Source organism: Caulobacter sp. GW821-FHT12D05 (genome assembly GCF_058807295.1).
Map to the genome: position 1 here is coordinate 500,870 of NZ_JBXAQO010000004.1, position 19,442 is coordinate 520,311.

General features: G+C 68.4%; 15 protein-coding genes. 9 read left to right on the forward strand and 6 right to left on the reverse strand.

All coding sequences use genetic code 11. The features are described 5' to 3' along the window. Positions 1-17: 17 nt before the first annotated feature. A complete protein-coding gene (locus AC1RRR_RS20535) occupies positions 18-1,817 on the reverse strand; it encodes a cation:proton antiporter domain-containing protein (RefSeq protein ID WP_492815725.1) in 1,800 nt (599 codons plus the stop codon). Between the two features lie 22 nt (positions 1,818-1,839). Then, positions 1,840-2,088, reverse strand: a complete 249-nt coding sequence (locus tag AC1RRR_RS20540) for a helix-turn-helix domain-containing protein (RefSeq protein ID WP_291872164.1) — start codon at positions 2,086-2,088, stop codon at positions 1,840-1,842. A 71-nt stretch (positions 2,089-2,159) separates the two neighbouring features. Between AC1RRR_RS20540 and ybaL the strand changes: the two genes are divergently transcribed. The 4 genes from ybaL (at position 2,160) to AC1RRR_RS20560 (ending at position 6,760) form a co-directional block, all read left to right on the forward strand. Then, positions 2,160-3,824, forward strand: a complete 1,665-nt coding sequence (gene ybaL, locus AC1RRR_RS20545; RefSeq protein WP_492815726.1) for a YbaL family putative K(+) efflux transporter — start codon at positions 2,160-2,162, stop codon at positions 3,822-3,824. Between the two features lie 155 nt (positions 3,825-3,979). Beyond that, positions 3,980-4,435 carry a MaoC family dehydratase gene (locus AC1RRR_RS20550; protein WP_492815727.1) on the forward strand — a complete coding sequence of 152 codons (456 nt, stop codon included), beginning with the start codon at positions 3,980-3,982 and terminating at the stop codon, positions 4,433-4,435. 67 nt (positions 4,436-4,502) lie between these two features. Further along, entirely contained in the window at positions 4,503-6,356 is a 1,854-nt protein-coding gene (locus AC1RRR_RS20555) for a M61 family metallopeptidase (protein WP_492815728.1), read from the forward strand. A gap of 179 nt (positions 6,357-6,535) precedes the next feature. After that, positions 6,536-6,760, forward strand: coding sequence for a CsbD family protein (locus AC1RRR_RS20560; RefSeq protein WP_492815729.1), 225 nt, complete (start codon positions 6,536-6,538; stop codon positions 6,758-6,760). On the opposite strand, the gene AC1RRR_RS20565 is transcribed toward AC1RRR_RS20560, so the two are convergent. The 3 genes from AC1RRR_RS20565 to AC1RRR_RS20575 form a co-directional block, all read right to left on the reverse strand. Beyond that, positions 6,761-8,104 carry a sensor histidine kinase gene (locus tag AC1RRR_RS20565; RefSeq protein ID WP_492815730.1) on the reverse strand — a complete coding sequence of 448 codons (1,344 nt, stop codon included), beginning with the start codon at positions 8,102-8,104 and terminating at the stop codon, positions 6,761-6,763. Continuing rightward, entirely contained in the window at positions 8,101-8,775 is a 675-nt protein-coding gene (locus tag AC1RRR_RS20570; protein ID WP_454718244.1) for a response regulator transcription factor, read from the reverse strand. Before AC1RRR_RS20570 ends, AC1RRR_RS20565 begins: the two co-directional genes overlap by 4 nt. A 113-nt stretch (positions 8,776-8,888) precedes the next feature. Then, the gene (locus AC1RRR_RS20575; protein ID WP_492815731.1) at positions 8,889-11,555 is read right to left on the reverse strand and encodes a TonB-dependent receptor plug domain-containing protein; all 2,667 of its coding nucleotides are present in this window, start codon (positions 11,553-11,555) and stop codon (positions 8,889-8,891) included. A gap of 336 nt (positions 11,556-11,891) precedes the next feature. Here AC1RRR_RS20575 and AC1RRR_RS20580 point away from each other — a divergent pair, with 336 nt between their 5' ends. The 5 genes from AC1RRR_RS20580 to AC1RRR_RS20600 all read left to right on the forward strand — a co-directional run bounded on the left by AC1RRR_RS20580 (position 11,892) and on the right by AC1RRR_RS20600 (position 17,627). Continuing rightward, complete coding sequence (locus tag AC1RRR_RS20580) at positions 11,892-12,296, forward strand: DUF2946 family protein (protein WP_492815732.1); 405 nt, start codon at positions 11,892-11,894, stop codon at positions 12,294-12,296. Between the two features lie 66 nt (positions 12,297-12,362). Further along, positions 12,363-14,411, forward strand: coding sequence for a TonB-dependent receptor family protein (locus tag AC1RRR_RS20585; RefSeq protein WP_492815733.1), 2,049 nt, complete (start codon positions 12,363-12,365; stop codon positions 14,409-14,411). Between the two features lie 12 nt (positions 14,412-14,423). Continuing rightward, entirely contained in the window at positions 14,424-14,915 is a 492-nt protein-coding gene (locus AC1RRR_RS20590; protein WP_492815734.1) for a YcnI family copper-binding membrane protein, read from the forward strand. A 14-nt stretch (positions 14,916-14,929) separates the two neighbouring features. Beyond that, complete coding sequence (locus AC1RRR_RS20595; protein WP_492815735.1) at positions 14,930-15,412, forward strand: copper chaperone PCu(A)C; 483 nt, start codon at positions 14,930-14,932, stop codon at positions 15,410-15,412. Between the two features lie 97 nt (positions 15,413-15,509). After that, a complete protein-coding gene (locus tag AC1RRR_RS20600) occupies positions 15,510-17,627 on the forward strand; it encodes a M13 family metallopeptidase (RefSeq protein WP_492815736.1) in 2,118 nt (705 codons plus the stop codon). A 127-nt stretch (positions 17,628-17,754) separates the two neighbouring features. On the opposite strand, the gene AC1RRR_RS20605 is transcribed toward AC1RRR_RS20600, so the two are convergent. Continuing rightward, positions 17,755-19,425, reverse strand: a complete 1,671-nt coding sequence (locus AC1RRR_RS20605; RefSeq protein WP_492815737.1) for a hypothetical protein — start codon at positions 19,423-19,425, stop codon at positions 17,755-17,757. Between the last annotated feature and the right edge of the window lie 17 nt (positions 19,426-19,442).

Here is a 19,442-nt window from a genome sequence, read left to right on the forward strand (position 1 = left end):
GGGGAACTCCTGGAAAACTACCGCAACGTCGCGTCGCGCAAGCGCCGGCGCCTTCCACCCAGGGCGTCCGGGCGGTTCAGCACCTTGCGGTATTCGTCGCGGCGCTCGTGGATCGAGGCGATGACCAGGCCCATCGGGACGCCGATATCGACCAGCACGGCTTCAGAGAGCTGCAAGCTGGCCTCGATGGTCTCGGGCACAGCGTCGGTGGCGCCCAGTTCGTACAGGCGGGCGGCGTGGCGGGCGTCGCGGGCGCGGACCACGATCGGCACGTCGGGGCGCTCGCCACGGGCGGCGGCAACCACGGCCTCGGCGACCTCGAAGGCGTCCATGGTGACCACTACCGCTTTGGCCGTAGCAAGGCCGCAGCGCTCCAGGAGCTCGATGCGCGAGGCGTCGCCGTAATAGATGCGGGCGCCGTCGCGGCGGCCCTGCTCGACCAGGCGGGCGTCGCGCTCGACGGCGATCCACGACAGGTCGTGGCGTCCCAGCATGTCGCCGACCAGCTTGCCGACCCGGCCATAGCCGATGACCAGCACCTGGCCGGCCGGCTCGGGCCCCACGCGGTCGGGCTCGCGCTCGGTCGAGGGCGGGGCCTCGCTGACCGGCAGCGGCGCGCTCTTGCGGCCCAGATAGCCGCCCAGCGCCGCCAGGCCCGGGATCAGGAACATGGTCAGGGTCGCCGAGACCAGGACCGCCTGGCCGATGGCCGGCGAGACGACCCGGGCGCTCATGGCGTTGTCCAGCAGCACGAAGGCGAACTCGCCGCCGGCCGCCAGGATCAGGGCCGCCTCGATGGCCGCGCGCTTGTTCAGGCCCATGACCAGGCCGCTGCCGAACACCATCGCGGTCTTCAAAACCAGCAGGCCGACGGCCGTGGCCAGGATCGCGCCCGGCTGGGCGGCCAGCAGCGACAGGTCCAGGCGGATGCCCAGCGACACGAAGAACAGGCTGAGCAGCAGACCCTTGAACGGCTCGATCTTGACCTCGACCTCGTGGCGGTACTCGGTCTCGGCCAGGAGGACGCCGGCCACGAAGGCGCCCAGCGCCATGGACAGGCCCGACAGGGCCGCGACCATGCCCGCGCCGATGATCACCAGCAGGCAGGCGGCCATGAACATCTCTTCGCTCTTGGCCTTGGCGACGGACTTCAGCATCGGCCGCAGGGCCAGGCGCCCGACCAGCACGATGACGCCCAGGCCGATGGCGGCGGGGGCCAGGGCCAGTAGGTCCTTCAGCTGGAACGTGCCGTTGCCGCGGCCCAGGATCGCCAGGGTGATCAGGATCGGCGCGACGGCCAGGTCCTGGAACAGCAGCACCGAGAAGGTGGCGCGGCCGGCTTCCGAGTGCAGGCGGCGGCGCTCGGCCAGCACCGGCACGGCGATGGCGGTCGAGGACAGGGTCAGGGCCGCGCCGATGGTCAGGGCCGCCACGGGATCCTGGCCCAGCAGCATGGCGCCGGCGCCCAGGGCCAGCGAGCAGCCGATCACCTGGATCGCGCCCAGGCCGAACACCCACTTGCGCATCAGGCGCAGGCGCTCCCAGGAGAGCTCCAGCCCGATCATGAACAGCAGGAACACCACCCCGAACTCGGCCAGCTGGGCGATTTCGTCGGGGTTGTCGACGGTGAAATAGTCGAGCCACGGCGCGACGTGGATGAACCGGCCCAGGCCGTACGGCCCCAGGATCACCCCGGCCAGCAGGTAGCCCAGGATGGTGTTGATCTTCAGGCGCTTGAAGATCGGCGCGACAATGCCGGCGGTCGCCAGGAACAGGACCAGGTCCTTGTAGCTCTCTGGTGAAACCTCGTGCGCCACTGCCCCTCCTTGATGTCCTAGCTCAGACCGGTCGCTTCAGCCGCACGCCCGGTCCTGCCTCGTCCGCCACGATCAAGGACACCCCGCCCGCCTCGATCGCGTCGATCAGGAGGCGTTCGGTGCTATGGTGCAAGGCGTGGCGCTCGGTCTCGAAGTCCTTGACCGTGCTGCGCGACACGCCCGCCTTGTCGGCGAGCTCTCCCTGGGACCAATTGATCAGTCCCCGGGCGGCCCGGCACTGGGCTGGAAGGAGAATTTTTGCGTGCGGCATCTGGCGTACCTGGGTTTAATCACCCATATTGGTTGAGTACGCCCGAAAAAGCTGATCGTCAAGGAGAGCCTTTGCACCACACCTCGCTGATCGCCACCATCGTCGCGGGCCTGGGACTGGCCTTTGTCTTCGGCGCCATCGCCAACCGGCTGAAGCTGCCGGTTCTCGTGGGTTACCTGCTCGCGGGCGTGCTGGTCGGGCCGTTCACGCCCGGCTATGTCGCCGACCAGGAGCTGGCCCCGCAGCTGGCCGAGATCGGCGTCATCCTGCTGATGTTCGGCGTGGGCCTGCACTTCTCGCTGAAGGACCTGATGGCGGTGAAGAACATCGCCATTCCCGGCGCGGTCGTACAGATCGGGGCGGCGACGGTGATGGGTCTCGGGCTTGCGGTCGCCTTGGGCTGGAGCGTCGGCGCGGGCGTGGTGTTTGGCCTGGCCCTGTCGGTCGCCTCGACCGTGGTGCTGCTGCGCGCCCTGCAGGAGCGACGGCTGATCGAGACCGGGCGCGGCAAGATCGCGGTCGGCTGGCTGATCGTCGAAGACCTGGCCATGGTGCTGGCCCTCGTGCTGCTGCCCGCGCTGTCGGGCGTGCTGGGCGGCGAGGCCCCGGCCAACCAGACGGGCGGCGTCGGCCTGGCCTTCGCCATCACCATCGGCAAGGTCGTGGCGTTCGTGGCCTTCATGCTGATCGTCGGCCGCCGGGTGATCCCCTGGATCCTGCACCGCATCGCCCACACCGGCTCGCGTGAGCTGTTTCGCCTGGCGGTGCTGGCCATTGCTCTTGGAGTCGCGTTCGGCTCGGCCGCGCTGTTTGGCGTCTCGTTCGCCCTGGGGGCCTTCTTCGCCGGCATGATCATGGCCGAGAGCGAGCTGTCGCAGCAGGCCGCCAACGAGACCCTGCCGCTGCGCGACGCCTTCGCGGTGCTGTTCTTCGTCTCGATCGGCATGCTGTTCGACCCCAGCGTCCTGCTGCGCGAGCCCCTGGCGGTGCTGGCGACCCTGGCCATCATCGTGGTGGGCAAGTCGATCGCCGCCCTGGTCATCGTCCTGGCCTTCCGCCGCCCGATGAGCACGGCCCTGACCATCTCGGTCAGCCTGGCCCAGATCGGCGAGTTCTCGTTCATCCTGGCCGGCCTGGGCGTGTCGCTGAAGCTGCTGCCCGAGAACGGCCGCGACCTTGTTTTGGCCGGCGCCATCCTGTCGATCCTGGTCAATCCGCTGCTGTTCGCCTGGCTGGACCGCCTACTGCCCAAGATGATCGCCAAGGAGCGCGAGGCCTCGGGCGAGCCGCCGATCCCGGCCGCCGCCAAGCCGCACGCCCTGCTGATCGGCTATGGCCGCGTCGGCAAGGCCGTGGCCGAGGGCCTTAAGGGCAAGACCCCGCTGGTGGTGATCGAGGACGACGTCGAGCGCGCCGAGGACCTGCGCAAGGCCGGCTTCGAGACCATCGGCGGCAATGCGGTCAAGCCCGAGGTGCTGCTGAAGGCCGGCCTGGACAAGGCCACCCACCTGTTCGTCGCCGTGCCCAATCCGTTCGAGGCGGCCCGGATCATCGAACAGGCCCGCGCGGCCAACCCCAAGTGCGAGATCATCGCCCGCGCCTATACCGACGCCGACGTGACCCTGCTCAAGGAGATGGGCGCCACCCACGCCCTGATCGGCGAGGAGGAGATCGCCAAGGGCATGCTGGCGCGGGCGCCGAAGAAGAAGCCGCCGGCCAGTTCGGGGCATCATTGAGGCCCGCCCTCGTCCTTCGACAGGCTCAGGATGAGGACTACTGCGAGCTCGGCGCCTAAATAGAAACCTCACCCTGAGCCTGTCGAAGGGCGAGGTTTCGGCCCCACAGCCGTTTTTCGCTGGTCATAACCCCCCGTGAGCGGTAACCGCCGGACATGATCGAACGTCACCCCTCCGGCGGCTACATCCTGGAAGAACTGTCCGTCGGGATGGTCGCCGAGAAACAGGTCCCTGTCACCGAAGCGCGCATCGGCCTGTTCGCCGAGGCCTCGGACGACTTCAACCCCGTCCACATGGACGAGGCCTTCGCCAGCAAGACGGCCTATCGCGGGCGCATCGCCCACGGCCTGTTGTCGGCCTCGTTCGGCTCGGCCGTGGTCGGCACCATCCTGCCCGGCGCCGGCTCGATCTACCTGTCGCAGACCCTGGCCTTCCACAAGCCGGTGCGGATCGGCGACATCGTCACGGCGCGTGTGACCGTGGCCGCCATCGATCCCGAGAGCGCCCGCGTCACCCTGCGCTGCGAAGGCCTGGTCGGCGACGAACCGATCATGGACGGCGAGGCGGTTGTCCGCGTCCCGCGCAGACGCAAGCCGGCCAGCCGAGGCTAACCTTCCCCGCCTTGCGGCGACGCACGGGCTTGGCCATGGTGCCCCTTCGTTTTTTCGGGGGAGCTGCATGCGTCACGTTCTGATCGGCCTCACGGGCCTGGCCTTGTCCGCCACCGCCGCGCTCGCGGCCGATCCCGGCGCCAACGCCCCCGTCCAGTACGAGGTCTCGTTCGAGAACGCCGCCCACCACGAGGCGCAGATCGTCGCCACCTATCGCGGCGCGCCCAAGGGGCCGCTGCACCTGCGGATGTCGCGCTCGTCGCCGGGCCGCTACGCGATCCACGAGTTCGCCAAGAACGTCTACAAGGTCAGCGCCGTCGACGGCGCCGGCAAGCCGCTGACCGTCGAGCGCACCGATCCCTACGGCTGGACCGTCACCGGCCACGACGGCACCGTGAAGGTGACCTACACCCTGTACGCCGACCGCGGCGACGGCACCTATTCCCAGGTCGACGCCACCCACGCCCACCTGAACATGCCGGCCACCTTCCTGTGGGCCGACGGTTATGACGACAAGCCGATCCGCGTGGCCTTCAAGCGCGCCGATCCCAGCTGGCGGGTCGCCACCCAGCTGCCCCAAGCGGCGGGCGCGGCCGACACGTACTGGGCCCCGAACCTGCAGTACTTCATGGACAGCCCGACCGAGATCAGCGCCTTCACCCTGCGCGAATGGAAGGTCACCGACCAGGGCCGCGACTACACCTTCCGCCTGGCGCTGCATAACCCGGGCACGGACGAGGACGCCGACAAGTTCGTGGCGAAACTGAAGGCCATCGTCCCCGAGCACATCAAGGTGTTCGGCGAGCTGCCGAAGTTCGACCACGGGACCTACACCTTCATCGCCGACTACATGCCGCAGATCACCGGCGACGGCATGGAGCACCGCAACTCGACCTTCATCAGCCAGCCCCGCTCGCTGTTCCGGGGCAATTTCAGCCAGCTGGGCACGGCCAGCCACGAGTTCTTCCACGCCTGGAACGTCGAACGCATCCGCCCCGCCGAGCTGGAGCCGTTCGACTTCACCAAGGCCAACCCAACCCCGTCGCTGTGGCTGGCCGAGGGCTTCACGCAGTATTACGGCCCGCTGCTGATCCGCCGCGCCGGCCAGTCGACCACCGACGAGTACCTGACCGCCCTCTCCGGCACGCTGAACGGCGTCATCACCGGTCCGGGGCGCCTGTACGGCTCGCCGCAGGAGATGAGCCTGCGCGCGCCGTTCGTCGACGCCGCCGCCGCGCTGGACCCGACCAATCCAAACATCTTCACCTCGTACTATCCGTACGGCGCGGTGATCGGCCTGGCGCTGGACCTGCAGTTGCGCGGCCGCGAAAAGCCGCTCAGCCTCGACGACTTCATGAAGCGCATGTGGAAGACCCACGGCGCGCCGGAAAAGCCCTACAAGCCCGCCGACATCCGCGCCGCCCTGGCCCAGACCACGGGTGATGCGAAGTTCGCCGACGCCTTCTTCAAGGCCAGCATCGAAGGCTCGGCCCTGCCCGACTTCGCCCCGCTGCTGGAACAGGCCGGCCTGAAGCTGCGCCCGAAAGCGCCGAAGAAGGCCTGGCTGGGCGCGTCGCGCGTCAGGGCCAACGGCGCCGAGCTGATCCTCGACGCCCCGCCGGTCCCGAACAGCCCGCTCTACGCCGCCGGCCTGGAAGTCGGCGACCGTATCGTCAGCATCGGGCGTTTCGAGTTCGCCAACGAGGCCGACTGGACCGACGCTCTCGACCGCCTCAAGCCGGACGACGCCACGACCATCAAGTTCGTCCAGCGCGGCCAGGTGCGCGAGGCCCCGCTGAAGGTCGCCGCCGACCCGACGCTGGAAGTCGTGCGCTTCGAAAAGGCCGACCTGAAACCCACCGACGCGCAGCTGGCCTTCCGCAAGGCCTGGCTGGGCGCGGAGCCCGACGCGGCGAAGTAGCCCCGCCGCCTCGGGCCCGTCCTCGCCCTTCGACAAGCTCAGGGTGAGGACTATGGGTAGGACCGTTCAGTAGAAAACCTCATCCTGAGCTTGTCGAAGGACGAGGTTTTCGGTCCCCTAGTCCCTGGGGATCGCGAAAGGCCCCGCTTGCGTTGTGAAGGTTCAACCGGAGCCAACACATGACCCGCACTCTTCTGACCTTCACCCTGATCGCCGCCCTCACCGGCCTGGCCGCCTGCGACAAGGAAGCCGGCCGCAAGCAGGAGACCGTCGGCAAGGTCGAGTCCGGCGTCGGCACGTTGGTCGGCGACAAAGACCTCAAGGCCGAGGGCAAGAAGGACAAGGTCGCCGGCAACGTGAAGCAGGGCGATCTGAAGGACGCGGTCAAGGACGCCAAGAAGTAGCTACGACAGGCGCAGGCGGAACGTCGCGCCGCCGCCCGGCGTCTCTTCCACGAACGCCTGGCCGCCGTGCAGCAGGGCCGCCTGCTTGACGATGGCCAGGCCCAGGCCCGCGCCGGGATGGTCGTCGTTGCGCCGCCAGAACGGGTCGAACACCAGCTCGCGTTCGTGCAACGGCACGCCCGGGCCGTGGTCGATGACCCGCAGTTCGTCGGCGTCCGGCACGCGCACCTCGACCGCCCCGCCGACCGGCTCGGCGCGGATGGCGTTGTTCACGAGGTTGGTCAGCGCCCCCTCGATCACGCGCCGACTGCCACGCACCATGCGCCGCTCGACATCGGGGACGAGCGCCAGGTCGCGGCCCTGCGCCAAGGCCAGCGGCGTGCAGTCGGCGACCACGTCGCGGGCCAGGGCCACCAGGTCGAAGGTCTCGTCGCGCGGCGCGTCGGCGATCTCCAGCCGCGCGACCAGCAGCAGCTGATCGACCAGGGTCCGCATGCGCTCCAGGTCGCGGCGCATGGCCAACTGGTCGTCGGAGGCCGGCTGGCTGTCGATGCGGGCGGCCAGCACGGCCAGGGGCGTGCGCAGCTCGTGGGCGGCCTCGGCGGCGATGCGCTGCTGGCGACGCACGCCCTGGTCCAGCCGGTCCAGCGCCGCGTTGATGGCCCCGATCAGTCCTGCCAGCTCGCTGGGCACGCCTTCGCCGACCGGCAGGCGCAGGTCGCGGCGGCGGATGTCGATGCGGGCGGCCTCGCGCCCGGCCTGCTGCAAGGGCCGCAGCGCCCGGCCGATGACGAACGGCGTCACCGCCGCCGCGCCTAGCATGACCAGGATCATCACCCGCACCAGATAGGCGCCCATATAGAGGCCCAGCGCCGGCAGGTCGGCCAGCCGCAGCCGGTTGCCGACCCCGACCACCACGATGTCCCCGAACGCTCCGCCGCGCGTCGTCGCCGTCGCCGTCTCGCCGGCCAGCGGCCCCTGGCTGAAGACGAAGGTGGCGCTGATGAAGGCCGGCGCGCCCTGGTCCCGCAGCGCCTGGGCCAGCACCGGCGACGAGCCGGGCAGGATCCGCGTTCCTTGCAGGGCCGCGATCTCGACGCCCGGACGCTCGGCCCGGAACGCCTTCAGCGCCGGCGTCTCGCCCAGCGCCAGCTGGCCGTCGGGGCCGCGCCGGATCGCCGCCATGACCACCTCTTCCAAGTGCATCTGGGCGAAGGCGTACTCGTCGCCGGGCTGGCGCCAGAGGAACAGCGTGACGGCCATGGCCAGCACCGAGACCAGCGACTGAACCAGCACGAACCAGACGATCAGCCGCGCGGCCAGGGACGAGGAGAGGCGCCTCATAGGGCCTTCAGCATGTAGCCGACATTGCGCACCGGATGGATCATCACCCCGGCCCCGCCCTCGTTCAGCCGGCGACGCAGGCGTGAGACGTGGGCGTCCAGCGCCTTGGGCTGCACCTCGTCGTCCAGGCCATAGACGGCGTCCAGCAGGGCGTCGCGCTGGATCACCCGCCCGACCCGCCGGGCCAGGGCCTCCAGCACCAGAAGCTCGCGTCGGCCCAAAGTCAGGGGCGTCTCGTCGATGCTGGCCTCGCGGGTCTGCAGGTCGAAGGACAATCGTCCGCACACCACCGGCGCGGCGGCCTCACCGCCCGGCCGCCGCAGCGCCGCGCGGATGCGGGCCATCAGCTCATCGGTGAAGAAGGGCTTGGTCAGGTAGTCGTCGGCCCCGGCGTCCAGGCCCCGCACCTTGTCGTCCAACCGGTCCTGGGCCGTCAGCAGGATCACCGCCGCGCCCGGCTGGGCGGCGCGGATGGCCGGGATTAGCGACAGCCCCTCGCCGTCGGGCAGGCCGCGATCCAGCAGCACCAGCGAGAACCGCGCCGTCTTCAGGATCTCCCGCGCCAGATCGATCGACCCCGCCACATCCACGAGCAGGCCGGCGCGCGCCAGATTGCTGGCCACCAGCCGGGCCATCTCCGGTTCGTCCTCGATCAGTAGAATACGCGTCATGTCCAGCCCGTCGCCCTGGGGCGTTTGGTAACGGCGGGAGGTTACGCGGGGGCGCCGGGTTGGGAAGCGAAAACGCCGTCCGGACGGGCCGGACGGCGTTCGCTCGGAGCGCTCTAGTACTTCACCTTCAGACGCGCGTACCAGAAGCCGCCGTTCATGCCGAACGGACCGCCCGAGCGCGGATAGATCTGACCGTCGGCCGTGCTGCCCGTGATGGCGTAGATCGGGTTGGCCGTGGTCGGGGCCAGCTTGTCCGGATATTCGTCGAACAGGTTATTGGCCCCGACGGTCAGGGTGTACTTCTCAGCGACCGTGTAGCTCAGGTCGAGGTCGGCCGTGACCTTCGAGCCGAACGTCTGGCCCGGATAGTCCTGGTTGGTGCTCCAGCTGCTGTAGTAGTTGCCGCGGGCGTTGAGCGTGAAGCCGCCGATCTCGTAGCTGGCCGAGACATTGGCCCGGTGCTTGGGCGTGATGTTCTCGATGTCGTAGATCCGGTCGGCGCCGATGGCCACCGGGTCGGACTTGGTGACCGTGCTCTTGTTGTAGCTGTAGGCCAGGGTGAGGCTCAGCGGATTGTCCATCAGCTGCAGGCGATAGGTGGCGACGGCGTCGATGCCCTTGGTCTTGGTGTCGAAGCCATTGGTGAAATAGGCCACCGCGCCGCCGACGCCGACCGCCGCCAGCGCGGGCTGGGCGACGATGTCGGCCGCGACGACATCGAAGGTGCTGGTGATGCTGATGCGGTCCTTCACCTTGATCAGATAGCCATCGACGGTGAGGGTGAAGTTGTCGATCGGGTTGAAGATGAACCCGACGCCGTAGTTGGTGGACTTTTCGGGGGTCAGGGTCTTGGCGCCGAAATACTTGGCGATGGCGCTGGTCACCGGATAGGTGCCGGTCTGGACCTGCTCGCCGCCGGGAGCGAAGGCGGTCGTCAGGATCTCGGTATTGCTTTGGCCTGGCGACGGGGCGTGGAAGCCGGTGCCGACGGTGCCGCGCACCGAGAACATCTCGGACACGCGATAGAGGCTGTTCACCTTGCCCACGAAGGTGTCGCCGAAGGTGTCGTAGTCCTCGTAACGGCCGGCGACGCCCAGCGTGAAGGCCTCGGTGACATCGGCCTCGGCGCCCAGATAGACGCCGTAGTTGCTCTGCGTGGAGGTCTTGGCCGACGCCGGGCTGGTGCCGCCATAGCCGCTGGCGCCAGGCGACTGCGACGCCGTCTCGGGCGAGCCGCCCACGATCGAGCGGGTGTAGACGCCGGGCGAGACCTGCACGTACAGCGGCTGCACGGCGTAGGGGCCGGCGGCGTAGGACTGCGTGTCGCCCGCGGTCGCCTCGTACTCCTCGTGCCGGTACTCGCCGCCGCCCGACAGGGTGATCGGGCTCGCGAAGCCGACCTCGATCGGATAGGTCAGGTCGAGGTTCAGGTTGGTTTCACGCTGGATCAGCTTGCCGAACTTGAACTCTTTCTGGCTGGTCGGACCGAACGAGGCGTTCAGCGACTTGGTCATGGCCAGGTCGAGCGAGTTCTTCGCCACGGTGCCCGAGAGGTCGTAGGTGAAACCGCTGTCGGCCCGCCCCCGCACGCCCATCGTCCCGTAGAATTGCTCGACCACGCCCTGGAAGCGCGGGGTGAAGCCCGCCGGATAGACGGACGTGAAGCTGAAGGTGTTGCTGTTCTTGACGAAGCCGCCCGCCGGGCAGGTGGCGTTGCCGGTCGGACAGGGCGTCAGGTAGATCGGGGCGAAGGCGCCGTTACGGCCCGGCGAGCCCGTGGCGGGCGTACCCGTGCCGTTGTTGACCACCAGCGGCGTCGGCGCCGAGATCGGCGAGCGATAGTTGAAGCTCTGGTCGGCCTCGCGATGCCCGACATTGGCCGTCATGTAGAGGTGGGCGTTGTCGCTGATGTCGTAGCCGGCGTTGACGAAGATCTTGTAGCCGTCGGTCGGCGACGAACCCCAGATCTGCGCCGGGCCGGGATAGTTGGGCAGTTGCCCCGCCAGGCTGGGATTGAGCCCCGCGAACACGGCCGCGATCGGCCGGGTGGCGCCGCGGCTGGTCTCGCCGTCGTCGAAATACTCGCCCGACACATTGACGAAACCGGCGTCGAACAGCTTGAAGCCGGCATTGACGGCGAACTGATAGCTCTCGCCGTCGCCGCTATAGGTCTGGCCGTAGCGCGCCTGGGCCTCGAAGCCGCTGTCGCTGTCACGCAGACCGTAGTTGATGACGCCGCCGATGGCGTCGGAGCCGTACTGGGCGGTCGCGCCGTCGCGCAGGATCTGCAGGTTCTTGACGGCGATCGACGGGATCAAAGACAGGTCGACGGCCTGCGCGCCCAGCGACAGGGCTGTGTCGCCGCCGGTGACCACCTGGACCAGGGCCGAGCGGTTGTAGCGCTTGCCGTTGATCATCACGAGCACCTGGTCGGCGCCGAGACCGCGCAAGGACGGCGCGCGCACGAAGGTCGAGGCGTCCGAGATGGTGTTCTGCGGGACGTAGAACGACGGGACCAGGTTCTTGACCACGTCCAGCATGTCGGCGGCCGGCTGGCGGCTGAGCTCCTCGCCGCCGAAGACGTCGATCGGCGACGGCGAGTCCACCACTGACCGGTCGGTTCGGCGCGTGCCGATGACGACCAGCGTATCGAGCTCGGTCGAGGCCGGCTCGGCCGCCTGGGCCTGCAGGCCGGCGGCGTTGGCTTGGCCGACGAAACCTAAGCTGATCGAAAGAGCAGAGATGCCCGAAAGTAGAATGGTTCGCGAGAACTTAGTCATAGTCACCCCTCTTGGCGCTATACGCGTTTGTTTTTGTTCTCGGTGATGCTTCCCGACGGCGCGATTTTCTTATTTCGACGATCGAATACAGACACAGATCGCGATGTTTGCGCGATTGCGACAGTTCGTCAGGCTTGAAACATCCGCAACAGCCTCAACCCTCGCGGGAGGCTAAGGGCGGACTTGGAGGCCTCGGCTGCTCCATTGCGCGGCGCCCGCCATGCTTTTGGGCAGGGTCGTGATCGCAATTGCGGCGCCGCACCCCGCCCTTAAGTGCCCACCGCCGCACTCCGCCGCATTGACCCTGCCGGCCCCGCGCCCTACTCCGTCTTCACCATGACCGCCCGCACCGGCCATTTCCGCACTCTGCTCGCCGCGTTCGCGGCGGTGCTGGCGGTGCTTGTGCAGGTGCTGCTCCCCGCCGCCGCCATGGCCCATGACCTGCGCGAGAGCGGGTCGGCGATGGTGATCTGTACGGCGGACGGCTCGAAGGTCGTGATCGTCGACGAGGACGGTTCGGTCCGCACGGCGCCCGCCAAGGGCTTCATGGGACTGAAGTGCACCAACTGCGTGGGGCCGACCCTGGCCGCGACGGTGGATGCGCCAGTCCCCACGATCGTTCCCGTTCAATACGCCGAATATATCGAGACGCCGGTCGAGCGCGTGCTGGGCGTGCGGGGTCATGCCCGCGCCCCGCCGCGTCCGCCTAGCCAAGGTCCGCCTCCCCTCCTGAACGCCTGAGCATTTTCCGTCGCGCTGCGTTTCTGACGCCGTGCGCCCTGCCACGTTCCGGGATCTTCCGCTTCCATGTCGCATACCTTCCGCCGCGCCCTCCTGGGCGCCGCCGCGCTCGCCTGCATCACGCCTGCCGCCCACGCCGCTGAGGCCGACGACCAGGTCTCGTCGGTCATCGTCACCGCCCGTCCCAACCCCGAGGATCCGCCCGTCGTCGCCGACGCCCGCCGGCGGCTGTCGGAGACGCCCGGCGCCGTGTCGGTGATCTCGCAGGAGAGCTACGCCAGCCGCCAGGCGCTGGCCCTGGACGACATGCTGCGCGACGCGCCCGGCGTGTACGCCCAGCGCAAGTGGGGCGGCGATATCCGCATCTCGATCCGAGGCTCGGGCATCGGCAACGCCAACCACAACCGGGGCCTCCTGCTGGCCCAGGACGGCGTGCCGCTGAACGAGGCTGACGGCTATGGCGACAGCCAGGTGGCCGACCCGCTGAACACCCGCTACGCCGAGGTCTATCGCGGCGGCAACGCCCTGCGCTTCGGCGGGGCGCTGCTGGGCGGGGCGGTGAACCTGGTGACGCCGACGGGCAAGGACGCGGGGTTCGAAAACCAGATCCGGCTGGACGGCGGCTCGTTCGGTCTGGCGCGGGAGCACCTTGCCATCGCCCGCCAAGCCGGTGATTGGGACGTCTTCGCCGCCGCCACCAACCAGACCAGCCAGGGCTGGCGCTCTCAGAGCCAGCAGAACATCCAGTTCGGGTCCTTGAACATCGGCCGTAGCTTCGGCCAGGACCGCGAGGTCCGCTTCATCGTCAACGGCTCGAACATCAACCAGGAGATCCCCGGCTCCCTGACCGTCGCCCAGTTCCAGGCTGATCCGCGCCAGTCGGCGGCCGGCAATCTGTCGGGCGACCAAAGCCGCAACCAGCGCGGCCTGCGCGGCTCGCTGCGCACCACCTGGCGGCTGTCCGACCAGCTGGTGTTCGAGGGCGCGGTCTATGCGGTGTGGAAGGACCTGGACCATCCGATCTTCCAGGTCATCGACCAGCAGAGCCGCAACTACGGCGCTTTCGGCCGGTTCGACTGGGACGGCGAGCTGGGCGGCAAGCGGGCCGACGCCTTCTTCGGCGCCTGGTACCGGACCGGCGACATGGACAGCAATTTCTACGTCAACAATCGCGGCGCCCGCGGCGCGCCGACCTCGCGGACGCTGCAGAACGCCAAGGCCGTGGACGTCTTCGGCGAGGGGCGGCTGTTCGTCACCGACCGCGTGGCCGTGGTGGCCGGCGCGACCTGGGGCCAGGCCGAGCGCGACTACACCAGCTTCGCGATCCCGGGCCAGGCGGCGACCTTCAACCTCAAGGCCGGCAAGACCTATAACTGGGTGTCGCCGCGCGTCGGCCTGCTGTGGCAGGACGAGGCGGGCAACCAGGTGTTCGCCAACCTGACCCGCTCGGTCGAGCCGCCGAACTTCAGCTCGATGAGCCCGACCAACACCGGCTTCGCCCCCGTGAAGGCCCAGAAGGCCTGGACCGGCGAGATTGGGGCGCGGGGCCATCGCGGGCCGTTCACCTACGACCTGACCCTGTACCGGGCCGAGCTACGCGACGAGATGCTGCAATATGCGGTGACCTCGTCGATCCCGGCGGCGACCTTCAATGCCGACAAGACCCTGCATCAGGGGATCGAGGCGGCGCTGGACTGGGCGCCGGCCCCGCATTGGCGCATCCGCCAGACCTGGACCCTGTCGGACTTCCGCTTCCGGGGCGACGCGCAGTTCGGCGACAACCGCCTGCCGATTGTCCCGAAGAACTTCTACCGCTCGGAGGTCCGTTACGACGATCCGCGCGGCTGGTTCGTGGCCCCGTCGCTGGAATGGTCGGCGAGCGACCAGTGGATCGACTACAAGAACACCAAGACCGCGCCGGGTTATGCCATCGTCAACCTGAACGCCGGCTGGAAGGTCACCCCGGCCGTGTCGGTGTTCGTCGATGCGCGGAACCTGGCCGACAAGGCCTATGTGTCCAACACCCAGGCCGCCGTGGCCTGGACCGCGACCACCGCGACGCTCTGGCCCGGCGACGGCCGGTCGGTGTTCGGCGGCGTGACCGTCAGCTTCTAGAGGGAGGACAAGATGAAAGCCCCATTGATCGCCCTCCTGGCGCTCGTTGCGACCCCGGCCGCCGCCCACGTGGTCGCCGTTCCGGACACGGCCAAGGCCGGGTCGTACTCGGCCATCGCCTTCCGCGTCGGCCATGCCTGCGCGGCCGGCGATGTGACCCTGAAGGTCCGCATCGAGATCCCCGACGGCGTCGCCTCGGCCCGGCCGCAGGTGAAGCCCGGCTGGACCTACAGCCTCGAGCGGCCTGCCGACCCGAAGGCCGCGCCGACCGCCATCACCTTCGAGGGCCGCCTGCCCGACGAGGCCTTCGACGACTTCGCCGTGCTCATGAAGCTGCCGGCCACCGGCGACAAACTCGTCTTCCCGATCGTCCAGACCTGCGAGAAGGGCGAGAGCCAGTGGACGGAAGTCCCCCGCCCGGAAGCCCCGGACGCCAAGCTGAACCGCCCGGCCCCGACCGTCACCCTCGTTCCCGACGCGGCCGCGCCCGCGCATCACCACTGAGAAAGGAGCGCCCCATGTCGCGCCTGTTCGCCATCGCCCTGACGGCCATCCTCGCCGCTTCCACCGCCGCTCAAGCTGGCGACTACAAGCTCGGCGCCCTGACCATCCGCCAGCCGTGGAGCCGTCCGGCCCAGGCCGGCATGAACGGCGTCGGCTTCTTTACCGTCGTCAACGCCGGCAAGACCCCGGTGACCCTGAAAAGCGTCGAGACCCCCGCCGCCGGCAAGGTCGAGATCCACCAGTCCTCGACCGCCAATGGCGTGATGAGCATGCGCCGCCAGGACAACGGCGTGGTGATCCCCGCCGGCGGCCAGGTCGCCTTCGCGCCCGGCGGCTATCACCTGATGCTCATCAGCCTGAAGGCCGCCCAGGCCCAGGGGCAAAAAGTTCCGGTAACGCTGGTCTTCGACAACGGCCGCAAGGTGCAGGTCGAACTGGCCGTACAGCTGGCCCCGCCCAACGGACAGGCCGCCCCCGTCGGCGAGCACCATCACTGATCCTTCAAAAAATGGGTTACATGAACTTTTTTTAAGGGAGCAAAAATTCCGCGTCCGTGCAGATTGCCGCCAGCTCACACCAACGGATGCGACTTCCATGAAACGAGTTTTGTTCGGCGCCGCGGCTGCTGCCGCGTTGTCGATGTCGGCCTTCGGGGCTCTGGCCCACGAACAACACCAATGCATCGACGATGCGTGCACGGTGCAATCGCTGCTGCCGCAAGGCGTGGCGGCCGCCGCCGACGCTGCCACCTCGCTGGAGTCCCCGCGCTACGGGACCTGGGGTTTCGACATCTCGGGCATGGATACGTCGGCCAAGCCGGGCGACGACTTCTACAAGTTCGCCAACGGGACCTGGGACGCCAAGACGGTGATCCCGGCCGACCGCACCCGCTACGGCAACTTCGACAAGCTGGCTGAGCTGTCGGAAGCCCGCACCAAGGCGATCATCGAAGGCGCCGCCGCCGACAAGGCCGCGACCGGCGAAAAGGCCAAGATCGGCGCCGCCTACCGCGCCTTCATGAACGAAGCCGCCATCGAGAAGCTGGACGCCGCGCCGATCAAGCCGTGGCTGGACGGCGTCAAGAAGGTCAAGACCAAGGACGAGTTCACCGCCCTGATGGGCAAGAGCTCGGTCACGCCGTATGCCAGCCTGATCAGCCTGGGCATTCAGACCGACGCCAAGAACCCGCAGGCCTACGCCGTCTATGCCGGCACCGGCGGCCTCTCGCTGCCCGACCGCGACTACTATCTGAGCGCCAAGTTCGCCGACAAGAAGACGGCCTACCTGGCCTATGTCGAGAAGATGCTGACCCTGGGCGGCTGGGAAAAGCCGGCCGAGAACGCCAAGGCCATCGTCGAGTTCGAGACCAAGCTGGCCGACGCCTCGTGGACCCGCGTCGAACGCCGCGACCGCGACAAGACCTACAACCCGGCCACCCTCGCCGAGCTGCAGGCCCTGACCCCGGGTTACGACTGGAACCGCTATCTGGTCGGCACCGAGCTGCCGAAGGTCGACCGTTTCATCGTCACGACCAACACCAGCTTCCCCAAGTACGCGAAGATCTATGCCGACACCCCGGTCGAGACGCTGAAGGCCTGGCAGGCATTCAAGGTCATCGACAGCGCCGCCCCGCTGCTGTCCAAGCGCTTCGTCGACGCCAGCTTCGAGTTCCGCAACAAGACCCTGTCGGGCCAGCCCGAGCAGCGCCCGCGCTGGAAGCGCGGCGTCGCCCAGGTCAACACCATGCTGGGCGAAGCGGTCGGCAAGGAATATGTCGCGGCCTACTTCCCGCCGGACTCCAAGGCCAAGATGGTCTCGCTGGTCGGCGACATCCGCACCACCCTGAAGACCCGCATCGACGCCTCGGGCTGGATGGGTCCGGAGACCAAGGCCAAGGCGCAGGACAAGCTGGCCAAGTTCACCGTCAAGATCGGCTATCCCGACAAGTGGCGTGACTACTCCAAGCTGGAGATCAAGGAAGCCGACGCCTACGGCAACCTGATGCGCACCGGCGCCTGGGACTATCGCCACGACGTCGAGCGCCTGAACCAGCCGGTCGACAAGTCCGAGTGGGGCATGACCCCGCAGACGGTCAACGCCTACTACAACTCGGTCAACAACGAGATCGTGTTCCCGGCCGCCATCCTGCAGGCGCCGTTCTTCCATCCGGACGCGGATCCGGCCGTCAACTACGGCGGCATCGGCGGCGTGATCGGCCACGAGATCGGCCACGGCTTCGACGACCAGGGCCGCAAGTCCGACGGCGACGGCGTGCTGCGCGACTGGTGGACGGCGGAAGACGCCGCCAAGTTCGACGTCCAGAAGGCCAAGCTGGGCGCCCAGTACTCGGCGTTCGAGCCCTTCCCGGGCGTGCACGTCAACGGCGACCTGACCATGGGCGAGAACATCGGCGACCTGTCGGGCCTGGCCTTCGCGCTGGACGCCTATCACGTCTCGCTGCAGGGCAAGCCCTCGCCGGTCCTGGACGGCTTCACCGGCGACCAGCGCGTCTATCTGGGCTGGGCCCAGGTGTGGCGCCAGAAGTCGCGCGACGACGCGCTGAAGCAGCAGATCGCCAGCGATCCGCACTCGCCGTCGTACTACCGCGTCAACGGCACCATCCGGAACCAGGACGGCTGGTACTCGGCCTTCGACGTCAAGCCGACCGACAAGCTGTACGTGGCGCCCGCCGACCGCGTGAAGATCTGGTAGTTTTCGCTACCTGATCACGGACAAAAGGAAGGGCCGCCGGAGAGATCCGGCGGCCCTTTTCTCTGGCCCACGGTTTTCGGGGGACGGCCAGAGAACCCTGTCGGGGAGGAACTCCCGCCAGAGAGGGTTAGAGGTTGTATTCAGGCTTGCCGTACTGGCCGACCAGGTCGACGGCGAACGACGCGCCATCCGCCAGGTCGGCGAAGTAGGCGTTGCTGGCGCCGGCGTACTGGCCGACATCGGCCTTCATCGCCTCGGCCAGCAGCCAGCCGACCATGGCCGCCTTGGTCCCGATCTCGGTCTGGCCATAGCTGGTGAAGTAGGCGACGCGGGTGTCGATCAGGGCGTGGACCTTGGCGTCGTCGGGCGTGGACCCGAAGATCTCGGCATAGGCCGCGCGGGTGGCCTCGAACAGGCTCTTGGCGCCGTACTCGGTCTGGAACGCCGCCTTGCCCGCGCCGTCGCGACCCAGATTGACCGCGAAATTGATGTAGCGGTTCTCGGTGTTGAAGGTCTGGTAGTAGGCGCTGTTGAGGTTGTTCGGGTTGGGACCGATCGGCGACAGCAGATAATCCATGCCGCCTTCGCCCGGCGTGCCGCCGGTGAAGAAGGCGTAGGACGTGGTCGCCACCGCGGCCGTGGCGTCGGCCAGGTTGATCAGGGTCTTCAGCGCGGCCGCCTCGGTCAGCTGGCCGGCGACGACCTTGTCGGTCAGGCCCTGCACATAGGCGCGGTCGGTGTCATTGGCCGGGGCGTAGCGCAGCAGGTTGTCGAAGGCGTTGGTCAGGCGCACCAGGGTGTTGGCGCCGCTGGTCAGCAGGCCATTGGCCTCGGCCAGGGTCAGGGCGACCTTCTCGACCGTGATCGTCCCGCCGTCCCAGGTCAGCTTCGTGCCGCCATTGCCGTCGCTGGCGGCGGCGGTGAACGACTTGCCGTCCAGGTCGAAACGGTCCTCGGCCTTGGCGAAGTCGCGGATCAGGTCATTGCCCTGGTTGGCCCCGGAGAAGGCGAAGCGGTCGGCGCCCGCGCCGCCCCACAGCTCGTCATTGCCGGCCCCGCCAATGAGAATGTCGTTGCCGCCCTGGCCGTAGAGGTAGTCGGCGCCGTCGCCGCCATCCAGCTGGTCCTGGCCGTCGGCCGCCAGGGCCGCGTCCTGGTCGCCGGCCAGGGTGTCATTGCCGTCGCCGCCGATCAGGCGGTCATGGCCGCCGTCGCCGCGCAGATTGTCGATGCCGGCGCCGCCGCGGATCGTGTCGTTGTCGGCCATGCCGTAGATGTAGTCGGCGCCGTCGCCGCCGTTGATGGTGTCGTGCCCGTTCCCGGCGTGGATCTTGTCATCGCCCGCGCCGCCCTTGATGCGGTCGCTGGCCGAGCCCGACCAGACCTCGAACTGCTCGACATTGACGATGCTGCCGCCGCCGGTCAGGGCCTGCACGCCGGCCGCGCCCAGATCGACGATCACCGACGAGGTCAGGCTGGTCAGGTTCAGATAGGCGTAGTCGCCCTGGGCGCCGTTCGCGCCGCCGTCGAAATGGTCGCCCACGCCGCCGTACAGACGGTCGAAGCCCGCGCCGCCCTTGAGCGTGTCGCTGAAGGTGTCGGAGTCGTTCGTGCCGCCGCCGTAGACATAGTCGTCGCCGTCGCCGCCATCCAGGACGTCCGCGCCGTCGTCGCCATAGAGGGCGTCATTGCCCTCCAGGCCGGTCAGGGTGTCATTGCCCTTGCCGCCGTTGATGGTGTCGCCGGCGGCCGTGCCGGTCAGGATGTCGTTGCCGTCGGCGCCAGTAATGTTGGCCACGTTCGCCTCTCTGTCTC